This window comes from Agrobacterium sp. a22-2, assembly GCF_012276985.1.
Lineage (GTDB): Bacteria > Pseudomonadota > Alphaproteobacteria > Rhizobiales > Rhizobiaceae > Allorhizobium.
In genome coordinates this window covers 451,634-469,816 of sequence record NZ_JAAXMM010000002.1, presented here as the reverse complement: position 1 = coordinate 469,816, position 18,183 = coordinate 451,634, and the positions used below count along the sequence as shown (strand labels likewise).

The 18,183-nt window shown below is 63.2% G+C and carries 20 protein-coding genes and 2 pseudogenes; 13 read left to right on the top strand and 9 right to left on the bottom strand.

The features are described 5' to 3' along the window. The 6 genes and pseudogenes from HFC70_RS05450 to HFC70_RS05425 form a co-directional block, all read left to right on the top strand. Positions 1-483, top strand: a pseudogene (locus HFC70_RS05450) (excinuclease ABC subunit UvrB); the annotation flags it as partial. Further along, positions 480-941, top strand: coding sequence for a hypothetical protein (locus tag HFC70_RS05445; protein ID WP_168472183.1), 462 nt, complete (start codon positions 480-482; stop codon positions 939-941). The pseudogene HFC70_RS05450 and the gene HFC70_RS05445, both read left to right, overlap by 4 nt. 354 nt (positions 942-1,295) lie before the next feature. Beyond that, positions 1,296-1,628, top strand: a pseudogene (locus HFC70_RS05440) (endonuclease domain-containing protein); the annotation flags it as partial. 164 nt (positions 1,629-1,792) lie between these two features. Next, positions 1,793-4,129 (top strand): xanthine dehydrogenase molybdopterin binding subunit, encoded by a 2,337-nt coding sequence (gene xdhB, locus HFC70_RS05435; protein WP_168472182.1) that lies wholly within the window; start codon positions 1,793-1,795, stop codon positions 4,127-4,129. Between the two features lie 333 nt (positions 4,130-4,462). Beyond that, positions 4,463-5,260 (top strand): xanthine dehydrogenase accessory protein XdhC, encoded by a 798-nt coding sequence (gene xdhC / locus HFC70_RS05430; RefSeq protein ID WP_168472181.1) that lies wholly within the window; start codon positions 4,463-4,465, stop codon positions 5,258-5,260. 98 nt (positions 5,261-5,358) lie between these two features. Beyond that, entirely contained in the window at positions 5,359-6,915 is a 1,557-nt protein-coding gene (locus HFC70_RS05425; protein ID WP_168472180.1) for a sulfotransferase family protein, read from the top strand. 6 nt (positions 6,916-6,921) lie between these two features. Here the strand turns inward: HFC70_RS05425 and HFC70_RS05420 are convergent, their stop codons facing one another. Then, a complete protein-coding gene (locus tag HFC70_RS05420; protein WP_168472179.1) occupies positions 6,922-7,155 on the bottom strand; it encodes a hypothetical protein in 234 nt (77 codons plus the stop codon). 125 nt (positions 7,156-7,280) lie between these two features. Here HFC70_RS05420 and HFC70_RS05415 point away from each other — a divergent pair, with 125 nt between their 5' ends. After that, a complete protein-coding gene (locus tag HFC70_RS05415; RefSeq protein WP_168472178.1) occupies positions 7,281-8,180 on the top strand; it encodes a LysR substrate-binding domain-containing protein in 900 nt (299 codons plus the stop codon). 18 nt (positions 8,181-8,198) lie between these two features. On the opposite strand, the gene HFC70_RS05410 is transcribed toward HFC70_RS05415, so the two are convergent. After that, on the bottom strand, positions 8,199-8,531 hold the full coding sequence (locus tag HFC70_RS05410) for a hypothetical protein (protein ID WP_168472177.1): 333 nt from the start codon (positions 8,529-8,531) through the stop codon (positions 8,199-8,201). Positions 8,532-8,767: 236 nt separating this feature from the next. Between HFC70_RS05410 and puuD the strand changes: the two genes are divergently transcribed. The 6 genes from puuD to HFC70_RS05380 all read left to right on the top strand — a co-directional run bounded on the left by puuD (position 8,768) and on the right by HFC70_RS05380 (position 14,319). Continuing rightward, entirely contained in the window at positions 8,768-9,997 is a 1,230-nt protein-coding gene (gene puuD / locus HFC70_RS05405) for a urate hydroxylase PuuD (protein ID WP_168472176.1), read from the top strand. Continuing rightward, the gene (guaD, locus tag HFC70_RS05400) at positions 9,997-11,316 is read left to right on the top strand and encodes a guanine deaminase (protein WP_168472175.1); all 1,320 of its coding nucleotides are present in this window, start codon (positions 9,997-9,999) and stop codon (positions 11,314-11,316) included. Before puuD ends, guaD begins: the two co-directional genes overlap by 1 nt. Before the next feature lie 17 nt (positions 11,317-11,333). Then, positions 11,334-11,774, top strand: coding sequence for an ion channel (locus tag HFC70_RS05395; protein WP_368669542.1), 441 nt, complete (start codon positions 11,334-11,336; stop codon positions 11,772-11,774). Between the two features lie 71 nt (positions 11,775-11,845). Beyond that, positions 11,846-12,430 (top strand): TetR/AcrR family transcriptional regulator, encoded by a 585-nt coding sequence (locus HFC70_RS05390; RefSeq protein ID WP_168472174.1) that lies wholly within the window; start codon positions 11,846-11,848, stop codon positions 12,428-12,430. A 122-nt stretch (positions 12,431-12,552) separates the two neighbouring features. Continuing rightward, positions 12,553-13,041 carry a hypothetical protein gene (locus HFC70_RS05385; protein ID WP_168472173.1) on the top strand — a complete coding sequence of 163 codons (489 nt, stop codon included), beginning with the start codon at positions 12,553-12,555 and terminating at the stop codon, positions 13,039-13,041. 132 nt (positions 13,042-13,173) lie between these two features. Then, on the top strand, positions 13,174-14,319 hold the full coding sequence (locus HFC70_RS05380; protein WP_168472172.1) for an alpha-hydroxy acid oxidase: 1,146 nt from the start codon (positions 13,174-13,176) through the stop codon (positions 14,317-14,319). A 22-nt stretch (positions 14,320-14,341) separates the two neighbouring features. On the opposite strand, the gene HFC70_RS05375 is transcribed toward HFC70_RS05380, so the two are convergent. The 7 genes from HFC70_RS05375 to uraD are packed head-to-tail and all read right to left on the bottom strand — an operon-like array spanning position 14,342 to position 18,182. Next, a complete protein-coding gene (locus HFC70_RS05375; protein WP_168472171.1) occupies positions 14,342-15,088 on the bottom strand; it encodes a metallophosphoesterase in 747 nt (248 codons plus the stop codon). Between the two features lie 3 nt (positions 15,089-15,091). Then, complete coding sequence (uraH, locus tag HFC70_RS05370) at positions 15,092-15,448, bottom strand: hydroxyisourate hydrolase (protein ID WP_168472170.1); 357 nt, start codon at positions 15,446-15,448, stop codon at positions 15,092-15,094. Beyond that, positions 15,445-15,945, bottom strand: coding sequence for an ureidoglycolate lyase (locus tag HFC70_RS05365; RefSeq protein ID WP_168472169.1), 501 nt, complete (start codon positions 15,943-15,945; stop codon positions 15,445-15,447). The genes uraH and HFC70_RS05365 overlap by 4 nt, the downstream gene beginning before the upstream one ends. A gap of 3 nt (positions 15,946-15,948) precedes the next feature. Beyond that, on the bottom strand, positions 15,949-16,311 hold the full coding sequence (locus HFC70_RS05360) for a DUF86 domain-containing protein (RefSeq protein WP_168472168.1): 363 nt from the start codon (positions 16,309-16,311) through the stop codon (positions 15,949-15,951). Further along, entirely contained in the window at positions 16,308-16,601 is a 294-nt protein-coding gene (locus HFC70_RS05355) for a nucleotidyltransferase family protein (protein ID WP_168472167.1), read from the bottom strand. The genes HFC70_RS05360 and HFC70_RS05355 overlap by 4 nt, the downstream gene beginning before the upstream one ends. A gap of 59 nt (positions 16,602-16,660) precedes the next feature. Beyond that, a complete protein-coding gene (gene alc, locus HFC70_RS05350) occupies positions 16,661-17,683 on the bottom strand; it encodes an allantoicase (protein WP_168472166.1) in 1,023 nt (340 codons plus the stop codon). Position 17,684: 1 nt separating this feature from the next. Beyond that, positions 17,685-18,182 carry a 2-oxo-4-hydroxy-4-carboxy-5-ureidoimidazoline decarboxylase gene (gene uraD, locus HFC70_RS05345; protein WP_168472165.1) on the bottom strand — a complete coding sequence of 166 codons (498 nt, stop codon included), beginning with the start codon at positions 18,180-18,182 and terminating at the stop codon, positions 17,685-17,687. Position 18,183 lies beyond the last annotated feature (1 nt).

The following is an 18,183-nucleotide window of genomic DNA, read 5'->3' as shown; positions in this document are numbered from 1 at the left end:
ACCCCGGACCTGCGGTCCGCCCCTCCCCCTCAAGGGGCGGGTAAAGCCAGCTATTTCGCCAAACCCGATCTCGACAACATGGGTCCGGGCACGGACATGGCCGTCCCCGTGCGCCGCGAGGGCCAGATCCCCGGCCGCGCCGAGGGCGGCCGCGACACCTCCTCGCTGTTCCGCAAGAACACCCTCGACGAAATGACCGTCGGCCGCACCGAAAAACCGGTCCCCGGCAAGCTCCCGGACAAACCGAAGCCGGGCGTGCGCGACGAGTCCCTTCTCCCCGCCCGCGGGGAGAAGGTGCCCGGCAGGGTGGATGAGGGGCAGGCCCCACCCTCCGAGCCGCCATCCTCAGGCCCGACCCGAGGATCCACCTCCGATCCCAAACCCATCATCCGCGCCAAATCCGGCGTCGGTTCCTACGAGGACGCCGGCGACGTCAAGCGGCAGAAGAAGACCAAGGGCAAGACGGGCCGGCCGGGCCGATGAGCGAGGCCGCTCCCAGACCGAATGTCGCCGCCCCCAGACCGAATGCCGTAAGGGCCATGCTCGCCCTGGCCCTGACGGACCTGCTGCTCTACGGGGTTGCGGAAATCTATATGAACGTCGTTTCGATCAGCCACGGTCGCGGCTTGGGGCTCGATGCTGACTGGTGGCTCAGTCTTGCCATCCTCTACCCGATCCTCCTCGCCCCGGCCCTCATCGCCGGCCTGATCGCCCATGCCCTGCTGGCTGGACGACTGACCAGACGCGGCCTGTATATCCTGGAAATCCTCGTCGGCGGCCTCGCCAGCGGCGGTTTCCTGGCCTGGGTGTCGATCGTAGACACCTACTTTTCCCCACCCGGTCTTGAGCCACTCTACGCCGCCATCGGCTTTGCCGCGGGTGCCCTCTGGGGTGCCATCTATGTCGGACTTCTGCTCAACCGCCCCGCGCCTTCGCCATAAGCGCCCGCCGCGAGTCCCTTCTCCCCGCCCGCGGGAAGAAGGTGCCCGGCAGGGCGGATGAGGGGCAAGCCCCTCCCTCCCCGCCGTCATCCTCGGGCTTGACCCGAGGATCTACTGCCGCCGCCTCTCCGGCTCGCCCTGCGGATCCATCATCCGTGCCGGCTCCACCGAGGACGCCGGCGACGTCAAGCGGCAGAAGAAGACCAAGGGCAAGACGGGACGACCGGGGCGTTAAGGCGGACTCCACCTCCCCCTTGAGGGGGGAGGTCGCCGCGCAGCGGCGGGTGGGGGTGACCAGGGACATTAACCGGATCATCCGCCGGTTGTGATTTACGCCATTCTCCTGTTCTATAAATGCCCGACAAACCCTCCCAACCGGGGCCTCTCCCGATGGCAAAGCCGCCGTCATCGCTTGATCGGTTCAAGCGTACCAGTGCCCGCCGCTTGCGGGCATCGGCGACCGATGCCGAGCGCAAGCTGTGGCGCCATCTCTGGCGTGTCCCGATCGAGGGAACCCATTTTCGGCGGCAGGTGCAGATCGGTCGCTACATCGCGGACTTTGCCTGCCATCAGATCGGCCTGGTGATCGAACTGGACGGCAGCCAGCATGCGCGGGATGAGTCGGCGAGGCACGACATCGAGCGCACCGCTTTCCTGGAGCGCCAGGGATATCGGGTCATCCGTTTTTGGAATGCCGAGGTCATGGACGAATTCGAAGCCGTACTCGACACGATCTTTGCAGCGGTAGACGAGCAGCAGGCAAACCTCGCGCTTCGGGCAGATCACCCCACCCCGGAGCTTCGCTCCGACCCTCCCCCTCAAGGGGAGGGTAGAAGAAGGAGGCCCGTTCCATGGATAAGGCGGCTTACGAGCAGTACAAGTATATCAACGGCCCGATGCACGCCGCGCAGCGCCATGATTCAGCCCATAAGCATGTGGCCGGAAGTGCCGAATATATCGACGATATTCCGGAACCGGCCGGCCTGCTGCATGGTGCGCTGGGCATGGCGGATCGTGCGCACGCGACTATCCTGTCGATGGATCTCTCGGCGGTGCGCGCCGCGCCCGGCGTCGTCTGGGTGGTGACCGGCAAGGATGTGCCTGGCGTCAACGACGTCTCCTCCGGCGGCCATCACGACGAGCCACTGCTCGCCGAAGACAAGGTCCAGTTCCACGGCCAGCCGATCTTTGCCGTGATCGCCGAGACCCGCGATCAGGCCCGCCGCGCGGCAAGGCTCGCCAAGGTCGAATACCAGGACCTGCCGCACTGGAGCGATATCGACGGCGCGCTGCAATACGGCGCCGCGGTGGTGACGCCGGGCATGACGCTGAAGCGCGGCGAGCCGGAAGCCGAACTCGACAAGGCCGAGCATCGCCTGAAAGGCCAGATGCGCATCGGCGGCCAGGAGCATTTCTACCTGGAAAGCCATATCGCCATGGCGATCCCCGGCGAGGATGACGACATCACCGTGTGGTCCTCGACCCAGCACCCCTCGGAAATCCAGCATGTCGTCGGCCATGTGCTCGACATTCCGTCTCATGCGGTGACCGTCAACGTGCGGCGCATGGGCGGCGGCTTCGGCGGCAAGGAAACCCAGGGCAACCAGTTTGCAGCCCTTGCCGCGATCGCTGCCAAGAAGCTCAACCGCGCCGTCAAGTTCCGCCCCGACCGGGACGAGGACATGACCATGACCGGCAAGCGCCACGACTTCCGGATGGATTTCGACGTGGCCTATAACAGCGACGGCCGCATTCATGCGCTTGCCGCCAATTTCGCCGCCCGCTGCGGCTATTCCGCCGATCTCTCAGGCCCGGTGACCGACCGCGCCCTGTTCCATGCCGACAGCAGCTATTTCTATCCGCATGTGCTGTTGACCTCGCAGCCCCTGAAGACCCACACGGTCTCCAACACCGCCTATCGCGGCTTCGGCGGGCCGCAGGGCATGCTGGGGGCGGAACGGGTGATCGAGGAAATCGCCTATGCGCTGGGCAAGGATCCGCTGGAGATCCGCAAGGCGAATTTTTACGGCGAGGCGGGCTCGGGCCGAGACATCACGCCCTATCACCAGCTGGTCGAGGACAATATCATCGCCCAGGTGGTCGAGGAGCTGGAGACCTCGTCCGACTATCAGGCCCGCCGAAAGGCGATCCTCGACTTCAATGCGTCGAGCCGGATCATCAAGAAGGGCATCGCCCTGACGCCGGTGAAATTCGGCATCTCCTTCACGCTGACCGCCTTCAACCAGGCCGGCGCCCTGGTGCATGTCTATCAGGATGGCTCGATCCACCTGAACCACGGCGGCACCGAAATGGGCCAGGGTCTCTATACCAAGGTCGCCCAGGTGCTGGCCGATGCCTTCCAGGTCGACATCGAACGGGTCAAGATCACCGCGACGACGACCGGCAAGGTGCCAAATACCTCGGCCACCGCCGCCTCCTCCGGCTCCGACCTCAACGGCATGGCGGCCTATGATGCCGCCCGGCAAATCAAGGAACGGCTGGTCGCCTTCGCCGTCGAAAAATACGGTGTCACCGCCGACGATGTGCAGTTCTTGCCCAACCGCATCCGCGTCGGGGCGGACGAGATCCCCTTCCCCGAATTCGTTCGGCACGCCTATTTCGGCCGCGTCCAGCTATCAGCGGCCGGTTTCTACAAGACGCCGAAGATCCATTGGGACCGGGCATCGGGTCGCGGCACGCCCTTCTATTATTTTGCCTATGGCGCCTCCTGCTCGGAAGTGTCGGTCGACACGCTGACCGGCGAATACCTGATGGAGCGCACCGATATCCTGCACGATGTCGGCCGCTCGCTGAACCCGGCCATCGATATCGGCCAGATCGAAGGCGGCTTCGTGCAGGGCATGGGCTGGCTGACGACGGAGGAACTGTGGTGGGACGGCAAGGGTCGCCTGCGCACCCATGCCCCCTCGACCTACAAGATCCCGCTTGCCTCCGACCGGCCAAAAATCTTCAACGTCAAGCTGGCCGACTGGTCGCAGAATGCCGAGCCGACCATCGGCCGCTCCAAGGCCGTCGGTGAACCGCCCTTCATGCTGGCCAATTCCGTACTCGAAGCCCTCTCCATGGCGGTGGCCAGCGTAGCGGACTACAAGCATTGCCCAAGGCTCGACGCACCGGCAACCCCCGAGAGGGTGCTGATGGCGGTGGAACGGCTGAAGAGGATATGAGGCAGTTTGCAGTGCCCCTCACCCGGCAAGTGGCAGGACTCCGGCGTATGGGAAAAAGACCCTCTCTGGCCTGCCGGCGTTTGTCACTGCAATCGATTCACTGGATCGATTGCTCCGCTACGCGGACCGTTCCGCACCCCCCACAAGGGGGAGAAGACTCGCGGCCATGCTTCGACTCGACCACCAAGGGCGAGGCTGGGTTAAGCCCTCCCCCTTGTGGGGAGGGTTTGGGAGGGGCCCTTTTTTCGGATGCGGATTGCCCCATTCCGGCGGGAAAAAATCGCAGCAGCCCAGACGCAGCGCGTGGCTCGGCGAACAAGGGGCAAATCGCCCATGACTGACTGCAATCTCTCCAGCTTTCTCGCCACCCACCCCGCGGTCCTGCTCGTCGAGGTGACGGTTGCCAAGGGGTCTACGCCGCGCGATGCGGGCACGATGATGCTGGTGGCGGCGGAGGATATGTGGGGCACGATCGGCGGCGGGCAGTTGGAATTCATGGCCATCGACCATGCCCGCGCCCTGCTGTCCGGCAAACCTTTGCCGCTGATCCTCGACGTGCCGCTTGGGCCGGAGATCGGCCAGTGCTGCGGCGGCCGCACGCAACTGCGTTTCGCGCCCGTCGATTCGGTCCTGGCCGAAACGCTGCGCCAACGCTTGCGCCGAGAACAGGACGCCTATCGCCAAGTCATGGTGTTCGGCGCCGGCCATGTCGGCCGCGCCCTGGCACAGGCGCTGGGCCCCCTGCCCCTGCAGGCCACGATGATCGAGACTCGTGATCTGCCGGTGCCGTCGCTGCACCCGGCCATTCCCCTGCGCCATGTCGCCATGCCCGAGGCGGAGGTGACCCATCTATCGCCCGGCTCGGCCGTGGTCATCATGACCCATGACCACGGGCTGGATTTCCTGATTGCCCGGCAGGCGCTGGCCCGCGGCGATCTGGCCTATGTCGGCATGATCGGCTCAGCCACCAAGCGGGCGACATTTGCCCATTGGCTGCAGCGCGATGGCGGCGATCCGTCCTTAATCGACCGGTTGGTCCTGCCGATCGGCGGCAGTGCCGTGCGCGACAAGCGCCCGGCCGTGATTGCCGCCCTGGTGGCAGCCGAGCTGCTGACCGCCTTGATGTCTTGATGTCGCGCCGGGATCTCGCGGAAAGGCTGAGATAAGCTCCCGATCCTATTCCTGAGGGATCGCGGCGTTCCCTAGCCGCCCAGCGCGAATCAAAAGCCATGCTCAGCCAACACTCTCCGACCAATCTGGAACCGCTGGCAGAAAGCGACGCCGCCTCTCGTCATGAGCAGGCGAAAACCCTGAAATCCCTAGCGGCGCTCAGCCGCCAACAGGGCAATCTGGAGCAGGCGGCGCGCCAGTTGCTGGCGGCCGCCACGTTTGCGCCCGACGATGCCGAAGCCTTCTTTGATCTCGCCATCACCCTCTATCAATCGGGGCGCCTCGAACTGGCGCTGACCGCGATCAAGCAAGCGGCCGCGCTCGCTCCCGACCATTCTGCGGTTCTGGCCAATCTCGGCCGGATTCTGCTGGATCTCGGACAGGACGCGGAGGCCGAGGTGGCACTCAGACGCGGACTGGCTCTCGCGCCGGGCGAGCCGCCGATCTTGCGCAGCCTGGCGACGTTGCTGCGCGACAGCGGCCGCATCGAGGAAGCCATCGACCTGTGGGGACGGCTGGTCGCCGTTCGCCCTGCCGACGCCGAGGCCTGGTACAACCTGTCCGGTGCCGTGTCTTTTACGCCCACCGCCGAAGATCTCGACAGGCTGGAAGCGCTGTTTCGCGGCACGACCAATGGTGCCGACAAGACCATGCTGGGCTTTGCGCTGTTTCGCGCTGAAGAGGTGCGGAGCAACGCACAGGCAGCCTTTGCCTGGCTCGATGCAGCCAACCGCGCCAAACGCGCCGCTCTCCCTCACAATCCGGCCATCGAGACCGGCGTCTTCGCGCAGATGAAACAGCATTTCGACGCCGGCTATTTCGCCGGTCTCGAATCAAGCGACGGCCCGGCGCCGATCTTCATCGTCGGCGTGCCGCGCTCCGGCACGTCGCTGGCCGAGCAGATCCTGTCCTCCCATGCCCAGGTTCACGGCGCCGGCGAACGCAACGAGATGACCGAACTTGTCGCAAAATACCTGGCCGACCGGACACGGCCGGGTCTGGCGCTGGACGATTTCAAGGCTGGCTGCGCGGTGGCGGCCGAGATGGCCGACGCCTATCTCACGGCGATCACACCGCTTGGCCGCGGCAAACCGCGCTTCACCGACAAGATGCCGCTCAATTTCCGCTGGATCGGCATCATCAGGACACTTTTTCCCGCCGCCCGCATCGTCCACTGCACACGCCCGCCGATCGAGAACTGCATGTCGATCTATGCCAGCCTGTTCGGCTCGGAGGGTAACCGCTTTGCCTATGATCTGGAGGGGCTGGCACATTATTACGCGCAGTACGCCGATCTGATGGCCCATTGGCAAAGCGTGCTCGGGCCGGACCTGCTGCAGTTCGATCTGACGGCATTAAAGCAGGACCAGGAAGGCCAGACGCGACGCCTGCTCGCCTTCTGCGGCCTCGACTTCGACGAGCGTTGCCTGGCTTTCGAAAGCAACAGGCGTTCGGTCCGGACGCTCAGCGCCGCCCGCGTTCGACAGGGGCTCGATCGCTCGAGAGACCGCAGGACCGCTCTGTTCCGGTCCTTCCTGGGACCCGTCGAGGACATACTGACCGCCCGGGGCATCGACCCGGACACCCATTGGATCACGTCCGCGGCAGGCGGTTGACCCCGATCACTGCGGCCCGCGCGGCGGCAGGATGGCGGACCAGACGGAGGCCGTATCCCGGATTTCTGCTCGGCGCGACCGGCAGGCGCGGCCGTCCCGGTATCCGACATCGCGCTTCAGGTCATCCGGCAGGAAGGTCTCGATGCCGTCGTCCGGCTGCAGCAGACGATAGATCACCCGTGCCGAAGCGCGCAGAAAACAAAGCCCCAGCGAAACAGCCTTCCTCAATCCGATAGCCATGATTGCCTCCATGAAAACTGATGAGCGGCCTTTTTCGAAAGCTTGCTCCTGAGGCAAAGAAATGCTTTATTTTCATCGATCTATCAAAACGAATAAATGACTAAACCCATAAAGAGAACTGATCCATGAAGATGTCGCGCCAGTTTCCGCTGAACGCATTGCGTGTCTTCGAGGCGACCGCCCGGCAGGCGAGCTTCACCAAGGCTGGGCAAGAGCTGGGCATGACCCAGACGGCGGTCAGCTATCAGATCAAGCTTCTGGAAGAGAGCATTGGCGAGCCGCTGTTCCTGCGCCAGACGCGCCGGATTTCCTTGACCGAGGCCGGCCAGCGCCTGGCACCGAAGGTCTCGGAGGCCTTCGACCTGCTGCAGGAGGCCGTCGCCCATGCGCGCAACAGCACCGAGGGCACGCTGAACATCCATTCCACGGCCACCTTCGCCTCGCGCTGGCTGGCGCGGCATATCGGCTCGTTCCAGCTCAAGAACCCGGCGATCGCCGTTCGGCTGGAAACGGGCCAGGAGATGATCGATTTTGCCCAGACCGAGGCCGATGTCGCCATCCGGGCCGGCAAAGGAGACTGGCCCGGCCTGCGCTGCCATCACCTGATGAAGGTCGATTTCACGCCGATGGTGAGCCCGGAGCTGGCAGCAAGCATCGGCGGCCTGTCGACACCCGCCGACCTCTTGAAACTCCGGCTGATCGATCCCGGCGACCCATGGTGGAAGATCTGGTTGACGGCCGCCGGCGTCAGCGGTGCCGATCTCGAAAGCCGGCCCCGCAGCCGGCTGGGCGCCCAGTCCTTCGAAGCACAGGCCGCCGTGGCCGGCCAGGGGGTGGCCATGCTGACACCGGCCTTCTACCCCGAGGAACTGGCCATGGGCCGCCTCATCCAGCCCTTCGACCTCATTTGCCACGAAGGGTCCCATTACTGGCTGGCCTATCCTGAAAGCCGGCGCAACGCCCCGAAGATCCGCGCCTTTCGCGACTGGCTTTTGAACGAATTGCCGCAAGCCAGGCCGACCTGAGGCCGGAGCTCTCGCTGGTCAGAACGACATATCCGGCGCATAGAAGCAGCGCGGCGTGTCTTCATTCGGATAGAGGCACAGGTGATATTCGCTGTCCTGCGAGCGCCGCGTCGTGGTTTGGGGGAAGTTGAAGACATGGTCGCGGGTGACCAGCCGGTGATCTCCGGGCGCCAGCGTCAGCTGATAGCCGTTCTTGATCACCTTCACGCTCTGCGATGGAATCATCTGGCAGTCGCCGGTATGATTGTCGCCATTGCAGCAGAAGGTCTCGTACCGCCATCCGCTGTGGGAATCATGAGCCTGAACACAAGACGCATACGCAACCAGAACGCCCGTAAGGATACTGCGCATCGGCTGATCTCCATGTTGGGGAAAAGCCGCCGGTTTAACGCCAACCACCATATCCGGCGGCACTGCACAATGAATGTAACCGAATCGTCATATTCACACCAATACAGGAAATCATGGATGGTCTTTTGCAGTGCACACAAAGCACTGCACAAAATACCCCGACCGCCCGTCTGCCCCCTTCCCTTCGGCCGGAAGTTTTTGCAAGGTATCGCGTTCGGGGACGAAAGGGCTCTTGCATGTATGAATTCGCCATCGCCTGGGAATGGCTTGGGCTTGCCGTGCGCTGGCTGCACGTCATCACGGCCATCGCCTGGATCGGCTCCTCCTTCTATTTCATCGCGCTGGATCTGGGCCTCGTCAAACGCCCGCATCTGCCGGTCGGCGCCTATGGCGAGGAATGGCAGGTGCATGGCGGCGGCTTCTACCATATCCAGAAATACCTGGTGGCGCCGGCCTCGATGCCGGACCACCTGACCTGGTTCAAATGGGAGGCCTATACCACCTGGCTCTCCGGCTTCGCGCTACTGTGCGTGGTCTATTACGGCGGCGCCGACCTGTTCCTGATCGACCGCCATGTGCTGGATGTCACGGAATGGCAGGCCATCGGCCTGTCGCTGGCCTCGCTCGCCATCGGCTGGATCTTCTACGACCAGCTCTGCAAGTCTCCCCTCGGCCGCAACACCTGGGGCCTGATGGTGTTGCTTTACCTCGCCCTGATTGCCATGGCCTGGGGCTACACGCAGATCTTTACCGGCCGCGCCGCCTTCCTGCATCTCGGCGCCTTTACCGCGACGATCATGTCGGCCAATGTGTTCTTCATCATCATCCCGAACCAGAAGGTCGTGGTCGCAGACCTGATCGCCGGCCGCACGCCCGATCCGAAATACGGCGTGATCGCCAAGCAGCGCTCGCTGCACAACAACTACCTGACGCTGCCCGTCATCTTCTTCATGCTGTCCAACCATTATCCGCTGGCCTTTGCGACAAGCTACAATTGGATCATCGCCGCGCTGGTCTTCCTGATGGGCGTCACCATCCGCCACTGGTTCAACACCACCCATGCCCGCAAGGGCCGGCCGACCTGGACCTGGATCGCCACAACAGTCATCTTCATCGTCATCATGTGGCTGTCGACCGTGCAAAAGCCGCCAGTCGCAGAGGAAGCCGCGGTCGCGCCAAGCAATCTGCGCTTTGCCGAGAACGTGCACTTCGACGCCGCCCGCGACATCGTCCAGTCGCGCTGTTCGATGTGCCATGCGGCCGAACCGGTCTGGGAGGGCGTTGTGCGGCCGCCGAAGAACGTCAAGCTGGAAACGGATACGGAAATCGCCGCCCATGCCCGGGAAATCTACATCCAGGCCGGCCGCAGCCACGCCATGCCGCCCGGCAATATTACCGAAGTGACGGTCGACGAGCGGGCTCTGCTGTCCGCCTGGTTCGAAAGCGCCGTGGAAGGCAAGATGTAATGACTGAAACGCTGATCCGCGGCCGCTTGCTCTCCTTCCGCCGCGCCCCGCGCGATGCCGCCGACACCGAAAGCTATATCTATGAAACGGATGGCGCGCTGCTGATTTCCGACGGCGTGATCCAGGCTTTCGGCGCTTACACGGATGTCAAGGTAAAGGCCGCCGACGGCGTCGCGGAAATCGACCATCGGCCGCACCTGATCCTGCCCGGCTTCATCGACACCCATGTGCATTTCCCGCAGATGCAGGTGATCGGCTCCTATGCCGCCAACCTGCTGGAATGGCTGAACACCTACACCTTTCCGGAGGAATGCCGCTTCGTCGAGAAAGCCCATGCCGAACGCATCGCCGTGCATTTCTTCGACGAATTCCTGCGCAATGGCACCACGACGGCGGTTGCCTATTGCTCGGTGCACAAGGCCTCCGCCGATGCCTTCTTTGCCGAAAGCCTGAAGCGCGGCACGCGCATGATCGCCGGCAAGGTGATGATGGACCGCAACGCGCCGCAGGGCCTGCTCGACACGCCCGAGATGGGTTATGACGAGACCCGCCAGGTGATTGCCGACTGGCACGGCAAGGGCCGCAATCATGTCGCCATCACGCCGCGCTTTGCCATCACCTCGACGCCCGAACAGATGGAGCGCACCCAGGCGCTGGCGCAGGAATTTCCCGACCTGCATATCCAGACTCATCTGTCGGAAAACCACGACGAGATCGCCTATACCTGCTCGCTCTATCCGGACGCCATCGACTACACCGACATCTACGCCCACTACGGCCTGCTGGGGCCGAGAACCCTGCTCGGCCACGCCATCCATCTGTCGGACCGCGAGGCGGATGCCATTAGCGACGCCGGCGCGATTGCCGTACACTGCCCGACCTCCAACCTCTTTTTAGGCTCCGGTCTTTTCCCGCTGAAAGCCTTCAAGCGCCGGGAAAAACCGCTGCGCATTGCGGTCGCCACCGATATCGGCGGCGGGTCGAGCTATTCCATGCTGAAGACCATGGACGAGGCCTACAAGATCCAGCAATTGCTGGGTGAGCGGCTCAATCCGCTCGAAAGCTTCTACCATATGACGCTCGGCAATGCCGAAGCCATATCGCTGGCCGACAGGATCGGCACGCTGGAACCAGGCACCGACGCCGATGTCGTCGTGCTCAATGCCTCTGCCACGCCGGCCATGGCGCTGCGCATGGAAACCGTGAAAACCCTTGGCGAAGAACTGTTTCTGCTGCAAACATTGGGAGACGATCGCGCGATCGTCGAAACCTATGTCGCCGGGAGAGCGATGAAATCCGTCACGGGGCATGCCCCCTGACGTAAGGATCCGGATCCGTGCCAAACCTGCTGCTCAATCTGTTCGTCGGCACGCTGATGATCTCGCTGACCGTTGTCGTCCATACCTTCGGCCTGATTGCTGTCACCCATGTGATGAACTGGATCACCGGCCATGCCCGCATCGGAGGGCATCGCAGCCGGATTCTGGCGATGAACACCGTCGTGATCGGCATTTTCGCGGTGCTGACGGCGGAAATCTGGCTCTGGGCGGTATGTTATGAACTGATCGGCGTCGTTACGGATTTTCCGACAGCCCTCTATTTTTCCACCACCACCTTCGCAACCGTCGGCTATGGCGACGTGATTGCCGATCCGCACTGGCAGATGCTGGCAGCACTCGAAGGCGTCGACGGCTTTCTCTTGATCGGCTGGTCGACCGCCTATCTGGTCGCGGCCGGGATCCGCATCGGCCCTTTCCGCTCCGGCGAGCATTTTTGACAAGGCCTGGCAAAAATGCCTGTACCGGAAGGCAGATTGACAGTCTACCTACTAATTGGTAGATGACTGCCATGAGCAATCTTTCAAACACATCGGACCAAATTCTGCAGCAGGCGCGCACGTTGATCGTCGCCGGCGGCTATAATGGCTTCAGCTATGCCGACATCGCCAAAGTGGTCGGCATTCGCAACGCCAGCATCCACCATCACTTTCCAAGCAAGGCAGACCTGGTCCGCACGCTGGTTGCTCGCTATCGGCAGGAGGCGGAAACGGGATTGGCCGAACTTGAACGGCATATTGGTGATCCGATGGGGCAATTGCGCGCCTACCTCGCCTATTGGGAAGCGTGTATCCTGGACAACACCGCTTCATTCTGTGTTTGCGCGCTGCTTGCCGGCGAGGCGCCGCTTTTGCCAGACGAGGTCCGCCTTGAGGTCAAGGCGCACTTCCGGACCCTCTCAGCCTGGCTGACACGTGTTATGGAGCGTGGCGCCAAACAAGACGTCCTCTCTTTGAGCGCAACGCCGGAAGCCGAAGCAGAAGCCTTCCTTGCGACCGTGCATGGCGCCATGCTGTCGGCCCGCGCCTATGGCAATCCGCAGATATTCAGCACCGTGACAGGGACGCTGCTGCAACGGATTTCTTCCAAAGCCTGAACGAACCTGCCAGACATATCTTTTTTGCCATCGGGCCTACCAACTAGAAGGTAGATATCACTAAACGCCACTGCGTCCGTCCCAGGACTGATTATGCGGCACCAACAGAAAAGGAACTCGACATGTTCGGAATCTCTCCCCTCGGCTGGATACACACGCTCGGCAGCCTGCCGGCCATTCCCCTGGCCATCTATATGTTCGCGCGCTACGGACGCATCGCTCCCCGCACCACGGCGGGCGCGATCTATTTCGTCTCGATGCTGATCGGCGCCCTCACGGTGTTCCTGGTGGCCCACCAGGCAGCAAGCCCGATCATCGGCGCGGTTACGCTTGTGCTGCTGTTGGCGGGCTATGCGGTCGGCCATGTCTCTGTATTGGGCAAGGCAGCGCGTTACCTGGAAACGATATTCCTCAGCCTGACGGCCTTTCTGCTGATGGTGCCGGCCGTCAGCGAAACCCTTCGCCGCGTGCCCGACGGCCACCCCATCGTCACGGACCTGTCTTCGCCGATCCTGCTGGGCGCCCAGGCAGCCCTGGCGGTGATGCTGGTGGTTGGCCTAACCGCGCAGATGATCCTGCTGCGCCGCGAGGGCCGCAGACTGAGCCGATAGCCGCGGTCAGTGGCCGCCGCTGCGCCTGGGGACAACAGGTAAAAAAACTTTACCTCCCCGTCCATCATCCCATTCACAAGCCTTCCGGGCTCGTGCTAGGTCTGCAGGACACGCAGTTGCAGGGCAGGTCCGATGGCAAATCCTCTCGAAATCTCCGATCTCAAGCGCATGGCAAAACGCCGGGTGCCAAAACTGTTCTTCGACTATGCCGACAGCGGCGCCTATTCGGAAAGCACCTATCGCGCCAACGAATCCGATTTCGGCCGCATCAAGCTGCGCCAGCGCGTCATGGTCGACATGACCAACCGGTCGCTCGCCACCACCATGGTCGGCCAGCCCGTCTCCATGCCGGTGGCCCTGTCGCCGACCGGGTTGACCGGCATGCAGCACGCCGATGGTGAAATGCTGGCGGCAAGAGCCGCCGAAGAATTCGGCGTGCCCTTCACGCTGTCGACCATGAGCATCTGCTCGATCGAGGATGTCGCCTCGGTCACTACGAAGCCGTTCTGGTTCCAGCTCTACGTGATGCGCGACCGCGATTTCGTGATGAACCTGATCGATCGCGCCAAGGCCGCCAAATGCTCGGCCCTGGTGCTGACCGCCGACCTGCAGATTCTCGGCCAGCGCCACAAGGATCTGCGCAACAGCCTCTCGGCCCCGCCAAGGCTGACGCCGAAGCATCTGTTCCAGATGGCCATGCGGCCGCGCTGGTGCTGGGACATGATGCAGACCCAGCGCCGCACCTTCCGCAACATCCATGGCCATGCCAAGAACGTCTCCGACCTCGCCTCGCTCGGCGCCTGGACGGCCGAACAGTTCGATCCGCAACTGTCCTGGAAGGATGTCGAATGGATCAAGGAGCGTTGGGGCAGCAAGCTGATCATCAAGGGCATTCTCGATCCGGAAGACGCCCGCATGGCCGCCGATACCGGCGCCGACGCCATCATCGTCTCCAACCATGGCGGCCGCCAGCTCGACAGCGCCCATTCCTCGATCGCCATGCTGCCGCGCATCGTCGATGCGGTCGGTGATCGTATCGAGGTGCACATGGATGGCGGCATTCGCTCCGGCCAGGACGTGCTGAAGGCCATGGCGCTCGGCGCCAAAGGCACCTATATCGGCCGGCCCTTCCTCTATGGCCTCGGTGCCATGGGCAAGCCGGGCGTTACCAAGGCGCTGGAGATCATCCGCAAGGAACTCGACATCACCATGGCGCTCTGCGGCAAGCGGCAGTTGACCGATGTCGACCGCGACATCATCGCCGAAAGCCCGTTCTGAAAGCGGGGCCGGCTGGGTCGCTCTACCCGATCCAGCCACTCGACAGCGCATTGGCCCAGCTCGGCCGGCCACGGTCGGCGGCCAGCCTGGCCATGGCCATGTGGTCATAGGGCACCAGCCTAGAGGTCACCGACCAGCCCTGCGCGGTCTCGTCGAGGATGGCATAGGAGGCAAGCGGCGTCGCGGTTTCCACCTTGTGGTAATAGGGCAGATCGTCGTCATAGCCCGGACCGCCGACGCTGCCCGGATTGACGATCATCCGCCCGTCGGAGAGGGTGACGACCCGCGGAATATGGGAATGGCCGCACAAGATCAGCCGCTGCTCGACGCCACCGGCCAGCGCCTCGATCTCGGCGCGCGGCCGCAGATGCACATGGCCTTCGGCGCTGACGCCTTCGAGCCAGTAGGTATTGTCGTTTTTCGGGGTGGCGTGGCACAGGAACACCGCGTCGCGCCACACCGTCGAAAACGGCAGGGTCTTCAGCCAGTCGAGATGGGCCGGCGTCAGCTGGGCGAAGGCATCGGCCTCCCATTCGTGCATGGCCCCTTCGGCATGTTCGAGCAGATAGCGGTCGTGATTGCCGCTCACGGTCGTCAAGTCCAGCGACAGCAGCAGGTCGGCCGTGCGGCCCGCATCGAGCGGTCCCGACAGGCAGTCGCCGAGATTGACGATCTCGCTGGTCGCGATGCCCTGCTGCTTTATGTCCGCCAGCACCGCTTCCAGCGCCAGATGATTACCGTGAATGTCGGCGATGGCTGCAAACCGCATGGCTCAGCTCCCGCGATAGGTGGAATAGCCATAGGGCGACAGCAGCAGCGGCACGTGATAGTGCGCCGTCGGATCGCTGATGCCGAAGCGGATCGGAATGACGTCGAGGAACGGTGGATCGGTCAGCGCCGCGCCGCTGCCGCGCAGATAGTCGCCGGCATGAAACAGCAACTCGTATTGCCCGACCTGGAACGTCTCGCCTGTCAGGATCGGCCCGCCATCGACGCGGCCATCGGCATTGGTGAACACCGTGGTGATCAGATCCGCCCCCTCGTCTTTCATGCGCAACAGCTGGATCTTCATGCCTTCGGCAGGTTTGCCGAGCGCCGTATCGAGTACATGGGTGGTCAGACCGGTCATGGCTGCGGCTCCGCGATGATGTAGGACGTTTCGAAAAAATGCTCTTCCAGATTGTTGCCCGGCCCGTCGCGGTCGACCACCAGGAAATCGCTGACGTCCCCAAGTGCCATCAACGGATGGTGCCAGACATTGCAGCGGTAATTCACCCCCTGATCGCCGCGCGCCAGAAACACCTGCGGACGACCGGGCTTGCCCCCCTCGTCCGGCGAGACGGCCAGCAGGAAGGGGCGTCCCGACAGCGGCGAAAAGCTCTGGCTGCCAAACGGATGACGCTCCATCATCGTGATGGCATAGGGGAAGGCCCTGGGCTGACCGCGAAAAATGTTGATGATAACCCGCGCGCCCTCGCCCAACGCCTGTGGCGCCGCCAGCGCATGGAACCGCTCGGTCGTACCGCCATTGATCAGCTTCATGGTGGCGGGATCGGCTTCGATCACCTCGCCGAACGGAGCGAAATGCTCTGATGTCAGCGGGTGGATGGGGAGTGTGTCGGACAAAGTCTATTCCCCTTGAGGGCGAATGTTTCGCATTTCGAGCAGCCGATCGTAGAGTTCCGGCACGGCCATCGTCGCGGTGTTCCAGATCGTATCCAGATCCGTCCGCAAATAGTTATGCGCAATGCGATCGCCCATGCCGCGTATCTTCTGCCAGGCAATCTCCGGGTGCTCGGCGAGGAAATCCGGATCGGTCTCGAAAAGCCGGACCACGACTTCCCCAATCATCAACAGGTTCATGCCGATCGCACGCTGGACCATCACATCTGCCAGGAATGCCTCGTGGGTCAGGCCGGAGATGAAGTCGAGCGTTTCAGCCGCGACCTGCTCGAGCTCCTTGAGGTTGCCGATCAGCCGTTCCTGGCTCATATGGGACGAGCCTCGGACAGCACACGTTTGCGTACCTCTTCAGGAAAGTCCCCAGGCGTCAGCAGATGGATCGGCGTCGGCAACATCATCTGTTCCAGCGCATCCAGCAACCCGCCAAGATCAAGCAAAGTTGTGCCGGGAAGATCATCCACCAGAATGTCGAGATCGCTGTCGGGCCGGTCCTCGCCGCGCGCCACGGAGCCGAAGACGCGCGGGTTGGCCGCGTTGAAGCGCTTTGTCGCCTCACGGATCGCCTGCCTGTTTTTCTCCAGCACTTCCGAAGGTTTCATCGCCGCATTCGCTCCTTTCACCCGCAACCACAAAGATGGCCGCGGGTCCGAGAATAGCATCAGGCCTTGACCCCGAACAGCCGCAGCCGCATCACGCCGCCGTCCGGATGCATGGCAAAGCGCACATGGGTGATCGGGCCGATATCGGCAAGGTCGGCGCCGCTGAATTCATGCTCGCGGTCCATCTGCAGCTTCTGGCGCGACAGGATCGGCTTCCAGCTCTCGGACGCGGCGATGTCTGCCTCGCTGAACGTATCGCCAGCCTCCGGCAGATTAGCGCCGAGCAGTTCGCAGGTGTCGGGGAAATTGCCCTTGAAGAAATGGGTGTCGACGACAACCCGGCGCAGGATTCCGGGATGGCCAAGACGGATGATCGCCCAGTCGTGGCCGGGACCGCGGCGGCGCTTGGTTTCCCATCCGTCGCCCATGTTGAGGCCGCGGCCGGGGCCGAGCATCTTGTCGGGAACGCCGTAATGGGCATCCGACCAGGCCAGCGCCTTGGCGCCGTTGAAGACATAGCCGAGGTCGACCTCCTCATCGGCCCCGACTTTCGACCAGTCGAAATAGGCGGCGCCGTAGACCCGCAGCCGCGCCACGCCGCCATCGGGATAGATATGCAGGCGCAAATGGGTCCAGACCTTGTCGCGGCCGGCCGTCTCGAAAAAATGCTGGGCACCAGGACCGAGCGGCGATTTCGCCAGCAGTTCCGTCCACACGGTTGCCTCGACCGGATCACCGCTCTCGACAAAGGCAGCCTCGATAGAACAGAACGGCGGGTAATTGCCGGTGAAATAGCGGGTATCGACGTCGAAGCCGTAGATCCGGCCCGGCATGGCGAGCCGCACGATCGCCCAGTCATGGCCAGGCACGCGCTTGCGGCGGCTTTCCCAGCCGTCCATGTATTTGCCGTTGTCGTCGTAGAGATCGGGGTCGAAGCTGGCCGGCACGTCGTTCAGCATGCGCTCGAGCGGTGCGAAGAATTCGTCGCTGGACGCGATGCCCTTGGCACCGAGACGCGCCGAGGCGAGATTGACGGCTCCGGCCGCGAAATCGGGCAGCACGACGGGGTCGCTGATGATCATTTCAAGTCTCCGAAAAAAGGGCTTCGAGGCGCAGGCGGGCGATCTTCTCGACCTGGGCCGAGGCCGTTGCCAGCTCCGCCTCCCTGGTATTGTCGATGCGGGCCTCGAAGGCTGACAGAATATCGTTCTTGTTCAATCCCTTCACCGCGATGATGAAGGGAAATTCGAATTTTGCGACATAGGCAGCGTTGAGTTCACTGAAGCGGGCGTGCTCCTCAGGGCTCAACCGATCAAGGCCGGCGCCGGCCTGCTCGCGGCGGCTGTCCTCGGTCAACTCGCCGGCAATCGCCAGCTTACCGGCCAGATCCGGATGGGCCCGCAGCACACCCAGCCGCTCAGCGTCACTTGCCGTGCGAAACGTCGCGCAAAGCGCGTCGTGGATGTCGAGCGCCGTCAAAGGCTCGTCGATCATGCCGGCATCGTAGGCGCGCTCGGCAATGAACGGCGAGTGCTCGAACACACCGCCGAAGCGGGCGACGAAATCGTTTCTGTCGATCATC

Bases quoted from the DNA above. Each gene is read 5' to 3' on its own strand.
- HFC70_RS05445 (WP_168472183.1), top strand. From the start codon at position 480: ATGAGCGAGGCCGCTCCCAGACCGAATGTCGCCGCCCCCAGACCGAAT.
- xdhB (WP_168472182.1), top strand. From the start codon at position 1,793: ATGGATAAGGCGGCTTACGAGCAGTACAAGTATATCAACGGCCCGATG.
- xdhC (WP_168472181.1), top strand. From the start codon at position 4,463: ATGACTGACTGCAATCTCTCCAGCTTTCTCGCCACCCACCCCGCGGTC.
- HFC70_RS05425 (WP_168472180.1), top strand. From the start codon at position 5,359: ATGCTCAGCCAACACTCTCCGACCAATCTGGAACCGCTGGCAGAAAGC.
- HFC70_RS05420 (WP_168472179.1), bottom strand. From the start codon at position 7,155: ATGGCTATCGGATTGAGGAAGGCTGTTTCGCTGGGGCTTTGTTTTCTG.
- HFC70_RS05415 (WP_168472178.1), top strand. From the start codon at position 7,281: ATGAAGATGTCGCGCCAGTTTCCGCTGAACGCATTGCGTGTCTTCGAG.
- HFC70_RS05410 (WP_168472177.1), bottom strand. From the start codon at position 8,531: ATGCGCAGTATCCTTACGGGCGTTCTGGTTGCGTATGCGTCTTGTGTT.
- puuD (WP_168472176.1), top strand. From the start codon at position 8,768: ATGTATGAATTCGCCATCGCCTGGGAATGGCTTGGGCTTGCCGTGCGC.
- guaD (WP_168472175.1), top strand. From the start codon at position 9,997: ATGACTGAAACGCTGATCCGCGGCCGCTTGCTCTCCTTCCGCCGCGCC.
- HFC70_RS05390 (WP_168472174.1), top strand. From the start codon at position 11,846: ATGAGCAATCTTTCAAACACATCGGACCAAATTCTGCAGCAGGCGCGC.
- HFC70_RS05385 (WP_168472173.1), top strand. From the start codon at position 12,553: ATGTTCGGAATCTCTCCCCTCGGCTGGATACACACGCTCGGCAGCCTG.
- HFC70_RS05380 (WP_168472172.1), top strand. From the start codon at position 13,174: ATGGCAAATCCTCTCGAAATCTCCGATCTCAAGCGCATGGCAAAACGC.
- HFC70_RS05375 (WP_168472171.1), bottom strand. From the start codon at position 15,088: ATGCGGTTTGCAGCCATCGCCGACATTCACGGTAATCATCTGGCGCTG.
- uraH (WP_168472170.1), bottom strand. From the start codon at position 15,448: ATGACCGGTCTGACCACCCATGTACTCGATACGGCGCTCGGCAAACCT.
- HFC70_RS05360 (WP_168472168.1), bottom strand. From the start codon at position 16,311: ATGAGCCAGGAACGGCTGATCGGCAACCTCAAGGAGCTCGAGCAGGTC.
- HFC70_RS05355 (WP_168472167.1), bottom strand. From the start codon at position 16,601: ATGAAACCTTCGGAAGTGCTGGAGAAAAACAGGCAGGCGATCCGTGAG.
- alc (WP_168472166.1), bottom strand. From the start codon at position 17,683: ATGATCATCAGCGACCCCGTCGTGCTGCCCGATTTCGCGGCCGGAGCC.
- uraD (WP_168472165.1), bottom strand. From the start codon at position 18,182: ATGATCGACAGAAACGATTTCGTCGCCCGCTTCGGCGGTGTGTTCGAG.